General features: G+C 73.2%; 14 protein-coding genes. 5 read left to right on the top strand and 9 right to left on the bottom strand.

Translation table 11 applies throughout. The features are described from left to right. Positions 1 to 56 precede the first annotated feature (56 nt). Both C7S10_RS18285 and C7S10_RS18290 read right to left on the bottom strand, forming a co-directional pair. Entirely contained in the window at positions 57 to 449 is a 393-nt protein-coding gene (locus C7S10_RS18285; protein WP_207769459.1) for a DUF5990 family protein, read from the bottom strand. After that, a complete protein-coding gene (locus C7S10_RS18290; protein ID WP_341476756.1) occupies positions 446 to 1,147 on the bottom strand; it encodes a sulfurtransferase in 702 nt (233 codons plus the stop codon). Before C7S10_RS18290 ends, C7S10_RS18285 begins: the two co-directional genes overlap by 4 nt. A 151-nt stretch (positions 1,148 to 1,298) precedes the next feature. On the opposite strand from C7S10_RS18290, the gene C7S10_RS18295 reads away from it, so the two are divergent. Then, complete coding sequence (locus C7S10_RS18295) at positions 1,299 to 1,952, top strand: thymidine kinase (RefSeq protein WP_108345887.1); 654 nt, start codon at positions 1,299 to 1,301, stop codon at positions 1,950 to 1,952. Positions 1,953 to 1,962: 10 nt separating this feature from the next. On the opposite strand, the gene C7S10_RS18300 is transcribed toward C7S10_RS18295, so the two are convergent. From C7S10_RS18300 to C7S10_RS18325, 6 genes are all read right to left on the bottom strand, one after another. Further along, positions 1,963 to 2,898, bottom strand: a complete 936-nt coding sequence (locus C7S10_RS18300) for a class I SAM-dependent methyltransferase (protein ID WP_108345888.1) — start codon at positions 2,896 to 2,898, stop codon at positions 1,963 to 1,965. 10 nt (positions 2,899 to 2,908) lie between these two features. Beyond that, complete coding sequence (locus C7S10_RS18305; protein WP_108345889.1) at positions 2,909 to 3,145, bottom strand: hypothetical protein; 237 nt, start codon at positions 3,143 to 3,145, stop codon at positions 2,909 to 2,911. 81 nt (positions 3,146 to 3,226) lie between these two features. Next, positions 3,227 to 4,375 carry an alkaline phosphatase family protein gene (locus tag C7S10_RS18310; RefSeq protein ID WP_108345890.1) on the bottom strand — a complete coding sequence of 383 codons (1,149 nt, stop codon included), beginning with the start codon at positions 4,373 to 4,375 and terminating at the stop codon, positions 3,227 to 3,229. Continuing rightward, positions 4,372 to 4,953, bottom strand: coding sequence for a DUF5998 family protein (locus C7S10_RS18315; RefSeq protein ID WP_108345891.1), 582 nt, complete (start codon positions 4,951 to 4,953; stop codon positions 4,372 to 4,374). The genes C7S10_RS18310 and C7S10_RS18315 overlap by 4 nt, the downstream gene beginning before the upstream one ends. A gap of 29 nt (positions 4,954 to 4,982) precedes the next feature. After that, on the bottom strand, positions 4,983 to 7,688 hold the full coding sequence (locus tag C7S10_RS18320; RefSeq protein WP_108345892.1) for a bifunctional acetate--CoA ligase family protein/GNAT family N-acetyltransferase: 2,706 nt from the start codon (positions 7,686 to 7,688) through the stop codon (positions 4,983 to 4,985). A gap of 31 nt (positions 7,689 to 7,719) precedes the next feature. After that, positions 7,720 to 8,868: a PQQ-dependent sugar dehydrogenase gene (locus C7S10_RS18325; RefSeq protein ID WP_108345893.1), complete on the bottom strand. Its 1,149-nt coding sequence runs from the start codon at positions 8,866 to 8,868 to the stop codon at positions 7,720 to 7,722. Between the two features lie 55 nt (positions 8,869 to 8,923). Here C7S10_RS18325 and C7S10_RS18330 point away from each other — a divergent pair, with 55 nt between their 5' ends. Then, a complete protein-coding gene (locus C7S10_RS18330; RefSeq protein WP_108345894.1) occupies positions 8,924 to 9,424 on the top strand; it encodes a nucleoside deaminase in 501 nt (166 codons plus the stop codon). 3 nt (positions 9,425 to 9,427) lie between these two features. Here C7S10_RS18330 and C7S10_RS23035 read toward each other — a convergent pair whose 3' ends face one another. After that, complete coding sequence (locus tag C7S10_RS23035) at positions 9,428 to 10,273, bottom strand: LysR family transcriptional regulator (protein ID WP_108345895.1); 846 nt, start codon at positions 10,271 to 10,273, stop codon at positions 9,428 to 9,430. Positions 10,274 to 10,375: 102 nt separating this feature from the next. Here C7S10_RS23035 and C7S10_RS18340 point away from each other — a divergent pair, with 102 nt between their 5' ends. The 3 genes from C7S10_RS18340 to pepN all read left to right on the top strand — a co-directional run bounded on the left by C7S10_RS18340 (position 10,376) and on the right by pepN (position 14,536). Beyond that, positions 10,376 to 11,110: an SDR family NAD(P)-dependent oxidoreductase gene (locus tag C7S10_RS18340; RefSeq protein ID WP_108345896.1), complete on the top strand. Its 735-nt coding sequence runs from the start codon at positions 10,376 to 10,378 to the stop codon at positions 11,108 to 11,110. Between the two features lie 61 nt (positions 11,111 to 11,171). Beyond that, positions 11,172 to 12,092, top strand: coding sequence for an NAD-dependent epimerase/dehydratase family protein (locus tag C7S10_RS18345; protein ID WP_108345949.1), 921 nt, complete (start codon positions 11,172 to 11,174; stop codon positions 12,090 to 12,092). An 11-nt stretch (positions 12,093 to 12,103) separates the two neighbouring features. Further along, a complete protein-coding gene (gene pepN / locus C7S10_RS18350) occupies positions 12,104 to 14,536 on the top strand; it encodes an aminopeptidase N (protein WP_108345950.1) in 2,433 nt (810 codons plus the stop codon). Positions 14,537 to 14,538 lie beyond the last annotated feature (2 nt).

The raw sequence follows: 14,538 nt of genomic DNA on the forward strand, positions 1-14,538 counted from the left end.
CGTGGGCGAACGGCGTCTAGACCACCCGTTCGGGTGCCTCGAACTACATCGCCGTCTCAGCCGACGGACCACTCCACCGCCGGCGGACGCAACCGCGCGCACCGCGGGAGGCCGGCCTCGTCGGTGAGGTCGACCCGGGCGACGACGACGTCGGCCTCGGGCGCGTCGGCGAGCATCAGCTTGGCGCGGCGGAACATCGTCGCGTCCGGCCCCTCCAGCCAGGTGAGGTAGACGAACCGCTCGCCGCGCTTGCCCTGGACGACCGGGCCGTGGAAGTCGCGGACGTCGGCGCCGTACGACTCGGTGACCTCGACCTCCCACGTGGCGCTCGCGGCGTCGGCCGGCACCAGCTCGGCCGGCTCGCGTCGGACCTGGATGCCGACCTGGACGTCGCGGTGCGAGCCGGGGTCGCGTCCGGGCAGCGTGTGCCCCTCGATGCGGATCCTCACGAGGTCTCGACCGCCCGCGCGGGGTCCGACACCCATCCCGACCAGCTGGCGGGGTAGAGCGCGGCGTCGACGCCGGCCACGGCGAGGGCCAGCAGGTCGTGGGTGGCGGTGACGCCGGACCCGCAGTAGACGGCGACGTCTGCTCCGGGTACGGCGCCCACGCCGGCGTAGAGGGCCCGGAGCTGGTCGGCGGGCAGGAACGTCCCGTCGGCGGCGAGGTTGCGGGAGGTGTCGATGTTGACCGCTCCCGGGATGTGTCCGGCGACCGGGTCGACCGGCTCTGTCTCGCCGCGGAAGCGCTCGGGGGCGCGGGCGTCGATCAGCACGCCGGCAGCCGGCACGGCGCCGGCGTCGACGACCGGGAGGGAGCCGCCCGTCCCGGTGAAGTCGCCCGGCGCCGGCGCGACGGCGTCCGTCGACACCTCGCCACCGCCGGCGACCCACGCCGACCACCCGCCGTCGAGGACGCGCACGTCCGGGTGCCCGTGGTCACGCAGCAGCCACCAGGCCCGCCCCGCCGCACGGCCCTGCCAGTCGTCGTACACCACGACCGGGACGTCGCTGCTGACGCCGGCTGCCCGCATCGCGGCGGTGAAGTCGTCCGAGCCGGGCAGCGGGTGCCGACCGTCCTCGCCGACCGGGTCACCGGGCGGTCCGGAGAGGCACGAGTCGAGGTCGACGTACGCCGCGGTGGGCACGTGTCCCCCGCGGCGAACTCATCCCCGCCGGGTGGTCCGCCCAGCCGGTAGCGGACGTCCAGCACGGTGACCCGGCCGAGCAGCGACACGAGCTCCGCGGCCGGGATCAGCGGTGAGGTCACCCGGTCAACCTATGACAGGATCACGCCTCGTGGCTGAACTGCACTTCTTCACCGGCACCATGGACAGCGGCAAGTCGACCCTGGCCCTGCAGACCAACCACAACCACGCGGCACGGGGCCGGGTCGGGCGCATCTTCACCTCCCACGACCGGGCGGGGCAGGCCGTGCTGTCGAGCCGGCTCGGGCTGACGCACGACGCCCTCGAGGTCCCCGAGGACTTCGACTTCTGGCGCTACGTCGTCACGTCGCTGACCGCGGGCGGCCGGATCGACTACCTGATCTGCGACGAGGCCCAGTTCTACACCGGCGAGCAGATCGACCAGCTCGCCAAGATCGTCGACGAGCTCCAGATCGACGTCTTCGCCTTCGGCATCCTCACCGACTTCCGCAGCCAGCTGTTCCCGGGCAGCAGCCGCCTGGTCGAGCTCGCCGACCGGATGAACGTCCTCCAGGTCGAGGCGCTGTGCTGGTGCGGCAAGCGGGCGACGCACAACGCCCGCACCGAGAACGGCGTCATGGTCACCGAGGGCGACGTCGTCGTGGTCGGCGACGTCGAGGCCGCCGACGAGCCGCCGGCGCACGTCGCCTACGAGGTGCTGTGCCGCCAGCACCACCGCCGTCGCCTCACGGCCGCGCGCGCCAAGGCGGTCTCGCTCGCCCCCGAGCCCCTCCCCTTCGGCTGACGCACCCCGGTCAGGGCCGGCGCACGAGTCGACCGACGACCCGCAGCGGCGCCGTCGCCCGCCACGAGTGCGAGGCGTGCAGCTCGGCGAGCTGGTCGGCGAGGCTGGCCGCTTCGCGCTGGGCCCGCCGTGCCACGGCACGGGCGCTGCGGAGGTCGGGGGTGAGCGCCGCGGCCAGGGTGGCGGCCGGCGCCGCCGCTTGCCGGTGTCGCGGCGCGCCCTGCCCGTAGACGTCGACGGTGGTGCCGAAGAACTCGACGTCGCGCTTGCCGAGCAGGTCGGGTACGGCGCTGCGCAGGTGCTCGGCGTAGTCGCGCGCGGCCTCCGGCGTGTCCGCCAGGTAGAGCTTGTTGGGCGACAGGGCGAACGGGACCAGCCGCGGCTGGTCGAGCAGGTACGTCGCCGTGCCGGTCAGGACGCCGAGCCAGTGGCCGTTCAACATGTCGTCGAGGACCACGACGCCGCCCTCGCCCAGGCTGGCCTCCGCCAGCTCGAGGTCGTGGCGGGTGATCTCGGCGGTGTGGCCACCGTCGACCGAGAACATCCGGGGCCGGCCGAACACCTCTCGGGCGTCCTCGACCGACACGTCCAGGCTGGAGCGCGCCACCACCGCGACCGGGACGCCGGGCGCCCACCGCTCCAGGTTGTCCTCGAACCGGCCGCGGTCGCCGCGCCCCGAGTGGTCGGTGTTCTGCTCCTGGTGCTCGAAGACGTCGAGCGCGACGGCTGATTCCCCCGGCCCGAGACCGTTGGCGAGCAGCAGGAACGAGCGCCCGTGGTGGACCCCGATCTCGGCCACCCCGCCTCCGAGCCCGAGGTCCAGCTGGTGCAGGAGCAGGTCGGCCATCAGCTCGGCCGACTCGGGCTCGAACCAGCCCTGGACCTCGGCCAGCCCCTGGTCGCGGTAACGGTCGAGCCGCTCGCGCACGTCCTCGAGCTGGTCCACGGGGCTCCCGTCAGTCGTCGGGCAGGGCGGCGAACGCCTTCTTGGAGTCGTTGTACCACCCGAGCGACCGCTTCGGGTGGCGCCACCGGCTCTTCATCTCGTCGCGCGCCGGGCCGTGCGCCGTGTCGCCGGCCCTGACGGCCTCCTTGAGGTGCCTGTCCTGCGAGTTGATGACGTCGTCGGCGGTCTCGCCGTGGTGCTCGAGGTCGCAGGGTCCGCCGAGCTGGCGGCACGTCATGGTCTTCATCGTGGTCCTTCCGTGGTCGTCCGCGCCCTCGACGAGCGCTCCCTGCCTCGTTGACGGATCCCGAGGACCGATCGTGACAGGTCAGCCGACGAGGATCGGGATCAGCATCTCCGCGGCGGTGAGCGAGCCGTGCATGCCGACCAGCGACTTCTCGTAGGGGAAGTCGGCGCTCGACACGATCGCGGCGTCGTCGTGGCACGCCACCATGACGTCGCCGACGCGGGGCAGGACACCGGGCGACACCTCGCCGAACCAGCCGCGCGCCACGGCGTCGTCGCGGGTCAGCACCAGCGCCCGCTCCCCCAGCACCTCGCGCCAGGTGGCGACCACCGAGTCGACCGCCCCGCGCGAGCAGTAGAGGTGGCGGAACCGCGCCTCGCCGCCGAGCAGGCTGACGCCGTCGCGCAGCTCGACCACCTCGTCGACGTCGACCCGGGCGGCGACGGCCGAGTCGACCATGCCGTGGTCGGCCACCACCAGGAGCCGCACGGACGCCGGCAGCGCCTCGCGCATCTGCTCCGCCTCCGCGTCGACCATCGCGAGCTGCTGCAGCCACTGGGTCGACGCGACGCCGAACTTGTGGCCGGTCCAGTCGAGGTCGGAGTCGTAGACGTAGGTCAGCGACGGGGTGTACGCCGCTGCGCCGACCATCGCCGCGATCCGCTCGCCGACGCGGTCGGCGCCGACGTAGGTCGCGCCCCGGTGGGCGGCGACGGTGAGCCCGGACCCGTCGAACTCGCGCTTGTTGACGACCGTGACGTGCACGCCCGCCGCACCCAGTCGGGCGAACGCGGTCGGGTGGGGCTGCCAGTCGAGGGGGTCGACGTGCTTGTCCCACGTGAGGTGGTTGATCAGCCGGTCCGTGCCCGGGATCCGTGCGGTGTAGCCGATCAGCCCGTGCGCGCCGGGGACCAGACCGGTGCCGAGGGAGGTCAGGCTGGTGGCCGTCGTCGAGGGCACTCCCGCGGTGCCGACCGAGCCGCCCTCGGCCAGCGAGGCGAGGAACGGTGCGGCGTGGGCGTAGCGCCGCAGCAGCTCGGCCCCCAGTCCGTCGATGAGGAAGACGACGTACGCCCCGGCGTCGGGGAGCACGAGGCCGGAGGGTCCTGTCCCGTCGAGGACGTTGCCGACCCCGAGGGCCCGGGCCACGGCCGGCACGACGTCGCCGAGCGACCGGTCGCCGTACGCCGGCAGCGTGAACCCGTCGGGGCGCGGGTCGGGGTGACTCATCCTCGCGTCAGCGAGGACAGTGACTCGGCGAAGCCCAGGAGGCGGGCCACGGCCTCCCCGCCGTCGGCCGCGGCCGAGACACGGAGCGAGAAGTCGTCGCCGGCGAGGACGCCGGTGTAGCCGTGGTCGGCGTCGCACTCGGGGTCGGAGCAACCGGCGGGCTCGAGGTCGATGCGGCTCACGCCGCCCCAGCCGACCGTGAGCACGGCCTCGGCCGGCGTCGACGGGCCGGAGGTCGGGTTGGCGATCATCCGGGTCACGACCACCGACCGGATCGACGACAGCGACACCGCCTCGGTGGAGGTGGACGTGTAGGGGTCGGGCAGCAGGTCGTCGCCGGGGTGCTCGTCGGTGTGGGCCAGCACGAGCCGCGACGGCGTCAGCGCGGCCACGGTCAGGTGGCGGCGCACCTCGTCGCGGTCGAAGGTCGGCTCGTGGTGGAGGAAGAACGCCAGCAGCTCCTCGCCGCCGACCGCGGAGAAGACCCCGTCGGAGACCACCTCGGGGTAGTAGCCGGTGTGCTCGATGGCTCGCCGGAGGTCCCCGATGGGCCCGGAGTCAGACGTCTTGCTGCGCATGCGGGCAGTCTGTCACGCGGCGCGGACCCTCAGTCGGGCAGCGTGTCGCCCGGCGGCGTCGAGAGCCGGCGCACGAACCAGTCGGACCGCGGGTCGATGACGGGCTCGATCCGGATCGCGCTGCCGAGCACGGCCGCCCCGTTCGCGCCCGCGAGCACGAGGGGCAGGTCGAGGGCGCGCACCTGCGGCAGGTCGTTCTGGATCTGGGCGACGCGCCGCACCAGTCGCTCGATCTCGGTGACGTCGACGATCTCGCTGCCGCGGTAGCCGAAGAGGATCGGCGAGGCCTTGATCTCCCGCACCATGTCCTGCGCGTCGTGCTCGGCGAGCGGCGGGATCCGGAACGACCGGTCGCCCAGCAGCTCGGTCAGCGGCCCGCCGATCCCGAAGGACAGCACGGGTCCGAACAGCGGGTCCTCCATCGAGGAGATGCCCACCGGGACGCCGGGCGGCGCGTTCTTCTGCACCACGAAACCAGCCGTCTCGGGCTCGGTGATGAGCTCGTTGAGCGACCTCCACGCGTCCGACATGTCGGCCGGCCCGTCGATGTTGCGCCACACGTGCGCGAGGTCGGGGCGGTGGCGCAGGTGGGGGGCCGTCGCCTTGAGCACCACGTCCCAGCCGAGCTCCTTGCCCGCGTCGAGCGCCTGCTTGCGCGTCGTGACCGCCCGCGTCTCCCAGAGCTCGATGCCGTACGCCGCCAGCAGCTCACGCTGCTCCGGCATCGTCAGGTCGTGGCCCTCGGGGTGGTGCATGAGCAGCTCGTTGACGACCCGGCGCGCGGCCTGCCGGTCGACGAGCTCCTCGTCGGCGGCGCCCTTGTCGGGGGTGCGCAGCCACACGGCGTACTCCACGACGCGCGCCAGCGCGCGCACCGCCGCCTCGACGGCGGGGTAGGACGGGACGGAGCCGCGGCCCGCGCTGGAGCCGGCGACGTCGGGCACGCGCAGCAGCTCGGGCACGCCCTCGGCGCCGAGGAAGGTCGACACGATCGGCTTGTCGGACTGCTCGCCGACGGCGGCGAGCACGTTGGCGACGTCCTCGCCGGAGGTGTTGAGCGGGGGGATGTAGATCGCCGCGACCGCGTCGACCTCGGGGTCGTCGATGGCCGCGTCGAGGGCGTCCTCGAAGTCCTCGGCGCCGGCGTCGGCGCCGAGCGCGACCTGCTTGTTGACGACGAGGCCCACGCTGGTGGCCGCGTCCGCGGCGAGCAGGCCGAGCGCGTCGGAGTTGCCGACCACGGCGACCCGGCGACCGCGCGGGAGCGGCTGGTGCGCGAGCAGCTGGGCGACGTCGAACATCTCCTCGAGCGTGTCGACCTGGATGACGCCCGACTGGCGGAACATCGCGTCGACGGCCTGCGAGGGCGCGGCGATCTTGCGGACCGCGTGGCCCATCGGGACGCCCTGGGTGGAGCGGCCCGACCGGACGGCGATGATCGGCTTCTTGCGGCTGACGCGGCGGGTGATGCGGGAGAACTTGCGCGGGTTGCCGATCGACTCGAGGTAGAGCAGCACGACCTCGGTGGCGTCGTCCTCGAGCCAGTACTGCAGCAGGTCGTTGCCCGACACGTCGGCGCGGTTGCCGGCGCTGACGAAGGTCGAGATCCCGAGGCCCCGGTTGTTGACCTTCTCCAGGATCGCCGAGCCGAGGGCTCCGGACTGGCAGAAGAAGCCGGCGCGACCGCGGGGAGGCATCACCGAGGACAGCGAGGCGTTCAGGCTGACCTCGGGGTCGGTGTTGATGACCCCGAGCGCGTTGGGCCCGATCAAACGCAGGCCGTAGGAGCGGGAGAGCCCGACGAGGCGGCGCTGGCGGACGCGCCCCTCCTCGCCGGTCTCGGCGAAGCCGGAGGAGATGACGACGAGGCCGTGAACCCCCTTGGCCGCGCAGTCGAGGACGACGTCCTGCACGGCCTCCGCGGGGACGGCGACGATCGCGACGTCGACCTCGCCCGGGATCTCACCGACGGTCTTGTACGACGGCATCCCCGACACCGCGTCGGCGCTGGGGTTGACGGCGTAGACGCGACCCGTGAAGTCGCCCGTGACGAGGTGGCGCACCAGCGCCTGGCCGATCGTGTCCTGGCGTCGGCTCGCGCCGATGACGGCGACCGACCGTGGCCGGAAGAAGCGCTCGATGGAGGCCGACTCCGCGCGGTGCTCGCGCTGGGCCATCACCCCGATCGCGGTGTCGGTGGGGTCGATGCTGAACTCGAGCTCCATCACGCCTTCGTCGTACTGGCTCGCCACCCGGTAGCCGGCGTCCTTGAAGGTGTGGATCATCGCGTGGTTGTCGGGCAGCACCTCGGCGATGAAGCGCTCGATGCCCCGCTCGCGGCCGGCCTGCGCCAGGTGCTCGAGCAGCAGCTGCCCGATCCCGCGACCCTGGTGGCCGTCCTCGACGAGGAACGCGACCTCGGCCTTGCCCTCCTCCACCAGGTCGTAGCGGCCGACGGCGATCATGTTGTCGCCCGAGGTCAGCACCAGCGCGACCCGGGTGACGTAGTCGACCTGGGTGAAGCGCTTGACGTCGCGGTCGGACAGGTGCGGCATCGGGGAGAAGAACCGGTAGTACTTCGATTCCTCCGACACGCGGGCGTAGAACTCCACCAGCAGCCCGGCGTCCTCGGGGCGGATCGGGCGGATGTGCGCCGTCTTCCCGTCGCGCAGCAGCACGTCCGCTTCCCAGTGCCGGGGCGGCGGGGTGCTCGTCACGGCGTCGCTGGTGGTCACGCCGGGAAATCTACAGGTCGCGGAGGTCGCCCTAGGCCGGTGTCAGCCGCAGCAGCCGTCCGGCACCCTCGTCCTGCAGGAGCCAGATCGCGCCGTCGGGTCCCTCCTCGACGGCCCGGATCCGCTCCCCCAGGTCGAAGACCTCGGCGTCACCGGCGCTCCGGCCGTCGAGGTCGACGCGGACCAGCGCCTCGCCCGAGAGCGCGCCGAGGAACGCGTCGCCCCGCCAGTCCTCGAAGAGATCGCCGTCGTAGATCATCAGGCTGCCCGGGGAGATGCTGGGGACCCACGACCGGACCGGCGCGGTGAACCCGTCGCCCGCCGCGTGGTCGGGGATATCGGCGCCGCCGTAGTCGCTGCCGTTGGACACCTCCGGCCAGCCGTAGTTGGCGCCGGCCTCGACCAGGTTGAGCTCGTCGCCGCCCTCGGGTCCCATCTCGGACTCCCACAGCGTGCCGTCGGGGGCGAACTCGAGGCCGAGCGGGTTGCGGTGCCCCCAGCTCCAGATCTCTGCGGTGACCCCGCCGCGGTCCGCGAGCGGGTTGCCCGGCGCGGGCTCGCCGTCGAGGGTCAGCCGCACGACGGAGCCCAGCGTGTTGGACGTGTCCTGGGCCGGTGCGCCGAGCTGGCGCTCGCCGGAGGACACGAAGAGGTGCTCCCCGTCCGGGGAGAACGCGAGCCGGTGCCCGAAGTGGCCCTCGCCCTCGGTCTTGGGGGTCTGGCGCCACACCACCTCCAGGTCCGCCAGGCGGGCGCCGTCGCCGTCGGTCTCGAGGCGGGCCCGGCCCACGGCCGCGCCGACTCCTCCGTCACCACCCTCGGCCCAGCTCAGGTAGACCGTGCCGTCGTCGGCGTACGTCGGCCCCGGCAGCACGTCGCCCAGTCCGCCCTGTCCGGCGTCGACCACCTCAGGGGTGCCTGTCACCTCGACCCGCTCACCGGTGTCGGCGTCGCGCAGGTGCAGGGCGCCGGTGCGCTCGGTGACGAGCAGGTCGCCGCTGTCCGGCAGGAAGGCCATCGCCCAGGGCTCGTCGAAGCGGTCGACCTCCTCGACCTCGAACGGCCACCCCCGGTCGCCCTCGGCGGTGACGGGTCCCAGGGCCCCGGACGAGGCTGTGTCGGAGCACCCGGCGGTGAGCGCGGCGACGAGGCCGATGGCGGCGAGGATCGCTGACTTCATGGCCCCATCGTGCGCGCGAGCCCCAACTCGGCGGCCGAGGTCCTAGGGTCGGCGGATGGAGCCGAGCGACCTGTCCCCCGCCGACCTCGTCCACCTGCGCCGCTGCGTCGACCTGGCCCGTCAGGCGCTGGAGGCCGGCGACGAGCCGTTCGGGTCGGTCCTGGTCGGAGCGGACGGCGAGGTGCTCCACGAGGAGCGCAACCGGACGGGCGACGGCGACCAGACGCGGCACCCCGAGCTGGACCTGGCCCGGTGGGCGGCCGTGCACGTGGCCCCCGAGGTCCGGTCGCGGTGCACCGTCTACACCTCGGGCGAGCACTGTCCGATGTGCTCCGCCGCCCATGCCTGGGTGGGGCTGGGCCGGATCGTGTACGCCGGCTCGACCGCCCAGCTCACCGAGTGGCGACGGGCCATGGGCCTCGCGCCCGGGCCGGTGCTGCCACTGCCCATCGGTGCCGTGGCGCCCGGGGTATCCGTCGCCGGGCCTGCGCCCGAGCTGGCCGACCAGCTGCGCGCCCTGCACGAGAGCAGCGCCGCGCGGGACGCGACCGGCTGAGGCTCAGAGCCGCGCGGCCGTGCGGACCAGGCCGGCCACCCCGGTCGAGGTGCTGTGGGGCGGCCACGCGATGACCGTCGTCACCTGGGGAGCGTCGGTCAACGGCACGACGGCCAGGCCGTCGCGCAGGCCGGCCCGGGCCGACTCCGGCAGCACGAGCGCCGTCCGCCCCAGCCGGACCAGCTGGAGCACCTGCGTCAGGTCGCGCAGCTCGGGCCCCGGGCCGTCGGGGTAGCTGCCGTCGACGTGCGGCCAGCGCGGCAGGGGAAGGTCCGGGATCGAGGTCGCCTCACCCACGGTCATCGACTCGCGGGCACTGGCCGGGTGGCCGGCGGGCAGGATCAGCACCTGGTCCTCCACGACCAGCCGGTCGACGTCGAAGCCGCTGACGTCGTCGAAGGGCAGGTGGAGGATCGCGACGTCCGCGCGCCCGTCGCGGAGCATCGGCGCCTGGTGCCCGGGCGGGCTGAGCACCACCTCGACGTCGACCGCGTCGGGCTCGGCGGCGAAGGCGTCGAGCAGCTTGGCCATGAGCTCGCTGGAGGCCCCGGCCTTGGCGGTCAGCACCACCGAGGCCCGGCCCGCAGCCTCGACCGTCCGGCGGGTCCGTCGCTCCGCCGCCTCGACGGCGGCGAGGGCGACCCTGCCCTCGCGCAGCAGCGTCTCGCCGGCGCTGGTCAGCGTCACTCCGCGTGGCCCGCGCACGAACAGGTCGGCGCCCAACCGGCGCTCGAGCTGCGCGATCGCCCGCGACAACGGCGGCTGCGCCATGCCCAGGCGCCGGGCGGCACGCCCGACGTGCGACTCCTCGGCGACGGCGACGAAGTAGCGCAGCTCTCGGGTCTCCACCTCGCCAGCGTACGCCGCTGACCTGCCCTCATACCGGCGAGGTATCGGGGCGCACCGGATCGGTGTTGGAACCGCCGTACGCCGCGAGCACAGGATCGAGGCATGACCGAGAACACCACACACACCAGGACCGCACTGGTCACCGGCGCCAACAAGGGCATCGGCTACGAGATCGCCGCCGGGCTCTCCCGGCTCGGCTTCCGCGTGGGCGTCGGCGCCCGCGACGCGGGTCGACGCGAGGAGGCCTTGGCGAAGCTCCGGGCCGACGGGCACGACGTCTTCGGCGTCGCCCTGGACGTGACCTCCGACGAGAGCGTCGCGGCGGCCGCGGCGCAGCTCGAGGAGGACGGCGGGCTCGACGTGCTCGTCAACAACGCCGGGATCACCGGCGGGATGCCGCAGGAGCCGAGCATGGTCAGCGCCGAGCAGGTCCTCGGCGTGGTCGACGTCAACGTCGTCGGCGTCATCCGGGTCACCAACGCGATGCTGCCCCTCCTGCGCCGCGCCCCCTCGCCCCGCATCGTCAACGTCTCCAGCACGGTCGGCTCGCTGACCCTGCAGACCGCCCAGGCCGATGCGGTCGGACCGATCTCGGCGGCCTACTCCCCCACGAAGACCTACCTCAACGCCGTCACCGTGCAGTACGCCAAGGAGCTCGCCGGCAGCGGGATCCTCGTCAACGCCGGTTGTCCCGGCTACGTCGCGACCGACCTCAACGGCCACCAGGGATTCCGCACGCCCGAGCAGGGCGCCTCGGTGTTCCTCGACCTCGCGACCCTGCCCGACGACGGACCCAGCGGGACGTTCCGCGACGAGACCGGCGTCCAGCCCTGGTGAGCCGAGGAGCGGTGACGTGCCTCGCCGGATGCTGCTGGAGGCGTCGGGGTACGAATGGCCCATGCGCATCTTCCTCACCGGCGGCAGCGGCAAGGCCGGACGGCACGTCGCCCCCCACCTCGCCGAGCAGGGCCACCAGGTCACCAACGCCGATCTGCTCCCCCTGGACCACCCCGACGTCGCCGACCTCCGGGTGGACCTCACCGACGCCGGTGAGGTCTACTCGGCGCTCGCCGGCCTCGCCACGTTCGACGAGCTCGACCTGCCCGCGAAGCCGTCGTACGACGCCGTGGTGCACCTGGCCGCGGTGCCCGCGATCCTGCTGAGGGCCGACTCGGCGACGTACGCGACGAACGTGCTCAGCACCTACCACGTGCTCGAGGCCGCGACCCGCCTCGGCATCCCCAAGGTCGTCTTCGCCTCCTCCGAGACGACCTACGGAGTGTGCTTCGCCCAGGGCGAGCGCAAGCCGCTCTACGTGCCGGTCGACGAGGAGCACCCGACGGTGCCCGAGGACTCCTACGCCATGTCCAAGGTGGCGGGCGAGGTGACCGCACGCTCGTTCCAGGCGCGCTCCGGCGCCGACGTCTACGGCCTGCGGATCAACAACGTCATCGAGCCGCACGAGTACGCCGAGCTGTTCCCGCCCTTCCTTGCCGATCCCTCCCTGCGGCGGCGCAACCTGTTCGCCTACATCGACGTGCGCGACCTCGGCCAGATGGTGCAGCGCTGCCTGGAGACCGACGGGCTGGGCTACGAGGTCTTCAACGTCGCCAACGCCGACATGTCGGTGGCGGCGACCTCCGCCGAGGTCATCGAGCGGTTCTACGGCGACGTCGAGGTCCGCCGCGAGATGGGCCGTGACGAGACCTTCTTCGCCATCGACAAGGCCCGCGAGCTGGTCGGCTTCGACCCGCAGCACTCGTGGCGCGACGTGCTGGACGACCCCGACCACGATCGACCCGACCACGAGAGCCAGTGAGGACGACCGCCGTGACCGTTCGCAGCCTTCGACAGGAGGAGGCCGCCGAGCGCGCGGCCCTGCTCTCCGTCACGTCCTACGACATCGACGTCGACCTCACCGCCTTGGTCGAGGGCCCCGCGTTCCGGGCGGTCAGCACGATCCGCTTCACCGCCACCGCCGGGGCCTCGACGTTCGTCGACTGCTGCGCGGAGGTCGAGTCGGCGACCCTCAACGGAGCCCCGCTGCCGCCGGTCCAGGAGGGGCGGCTCGCCCTGGCCGACCTCGCCGGTGACAACGAGCTCGTCGTGGCCACGGTGCAGAACGACACCACCCACGGTCGCGGGGTGCACCGCGCGGTCGACCCCGGCGACGACAACGTCTACCTCTGGACCTCGTTCGAGCCCGACGAGGCCCGCTACGCGTGGGCGTGCTTCGACCAGCCCGACCTCAAGGCCCCGCACGCCTTCACCGTCACCGCGCCGGCGACGTGGACCGTGGTGAGCAACTCCGGCGACCCGGTCGTCGAGGACGTCGAGGGCGGTCGGCGCTGGACCTTCGAGCCCACGCCGCCGCTGTCGACGTACAACCCCGTCGTGGTGGCCGGCCCGTTCGTCGAGATCCGGACCGAGGCCGGCGGCTACGACCTCGGCCTCTACGCCCGCCAGACGCTCGCCGGTCCGCTGGAGCGCGATGCCGAGCAGCTCTTCACCCTCACCGCGCAGGGCCTGGAGTTCTTCGGCGACCGCTTCACCATGCCGTTCCCGCAGCGCAGCTACGACCAGGTCTTCCTGCCCGAGTTCGGCGGCGCGATGGAGAACTACGGCTGCGTCACGTGGGCCGACGACGTCCTGCGCCGGCACGAGCCCACGACGGCCGAGTGGCAGGAGTTCACCAACGTGCTGCTGCACGAGATGGCGCACATGTGGTTCGGCAACATCGTGACGATGCGCTGGTGGGACGACCTGTGGCTCAACGAGGCCTTCGCCGAGTTCGCCTGCATGTGGGCAGCCGAGCGTGCCACCGCCTACGGCGACACCGCCGCCAACAACATGGTCCGCGACAAGCTCGACGCCTACCTCGCCGACCAGGGTCCCGGCTCGCACCCCATCCGCCAGCCCGTGCCGTCGGTCGCCGACGCCGAGTCGATCTTCGACTCGATCACCTACCCCAAGGGAGCGGCGGTCCTCAAGCAGCTCATGCACTTCGTGGGCGAGGACGTCTTCTGCGCCGGCATGAGCGCCTACTTCGCCGAGCACGCCTGGACCAACACCACCCTCGACGACCTCGTCGGCTCCCTCGAGCAGGCGAGCGGACGCGACCTCCAGCCGTGGCGCACGGCGTGGCTGGAGACGGCCGGCGTCGACCGGCTCGGGATCGAGCACGCCGACGAGGGCCTGGTCCTGACCGCAGCGGGCGCCCACGGCGCGCCCCACCCGCAGGTCGTCGGCGTCGGCGCCTACCGCCGTTCCGGCGAGGTCCTGGAGGAGGTGGGCGCCGTCAGCGTCGAGGTGCACAGCGGGCGCACGGTCGTCGAGCGGCTCCCCGCGGCCGACCTCTACCTCGTCAACCACGACGACACGACCTTCGCCACCACCCGCCCGGACGCGGCGGGACGCGACGTCCTGGTCAGTCACCCCTCGGGGCTGCCCACCACCCTGACCCGGGCCGTGGCGATGGCCACGGTGTGGGACATGTTGACCAGCGCCGAGGCCAGCGCCGGCGAAGCCGTGGCCGCGCTCACCGACGTGCTGCGGGTGGAGACCGTGGACACGGTGGCCGAACCGTTGCTCGGGCTCGCCCTGACCGCCGCCCAGCGGTGGGCGCCGGAGTCCGCGCGCCCCGGCCTCGAGGCGCAGGTGGCCGGCACGGCCCGGTCGATGGTCGCCGCGGGGGTCTCGCGGCAGGCCGCGCTGCGCGTGCTCGCGCGTACGGCGACGGGCGAGAGCGACCTCGCCGAGGTGCGCGAGCAGGCGGGCGACGACCTCGACCTCCGGTGGCGCGTCCTGGAGCGCCGTGCCGAGCTCGGCGACGTGGACGCGACCGCCGTTCAGGCGCTGCAGGACCGCGATCCCGACCCCGACGCGTGGGTGCGGTCGCTGACCGTGCGGGCGTGCTCGCCCTTCGCCGACGCGAAGGAGGAGGCGTGGACGGCGCTCGTGGAGCGTCGGGTGCCGGTCCAGTCCGCCCGCGTCGTGGGTCCGTCCTTCTGGCGCCCCGGCCAGGACCAGGTGCTGGCGCCCTACGCCGAGCGGTACGTCGAGGCGCTGCCCACTCTGCACGAGGGGGGCATGATCCCCGGCCTCGCCCTGACGGACAGCCTGTTCCCGCTCCACGCGGTCGACGAGGCGTGGGTGGCGCGCGTGCGCGAGGTCGCCGCCGCACGGGCCGCGCCCGTCGTGGTCGGTGCGCTCACCGAGCGCTCCGAAGAGGTCCTGCGGATGGTGCGCACCCGCGCCCTGTGAGT

The organism is Nocardioides currus (genome assembly GCF_003057875.1).
GTDB lineage: Bacteria > Actinomycetota > Actinomycetes > Propionibacteriales > Nocardioidaceae > Nocardioides > Nocardioides currus.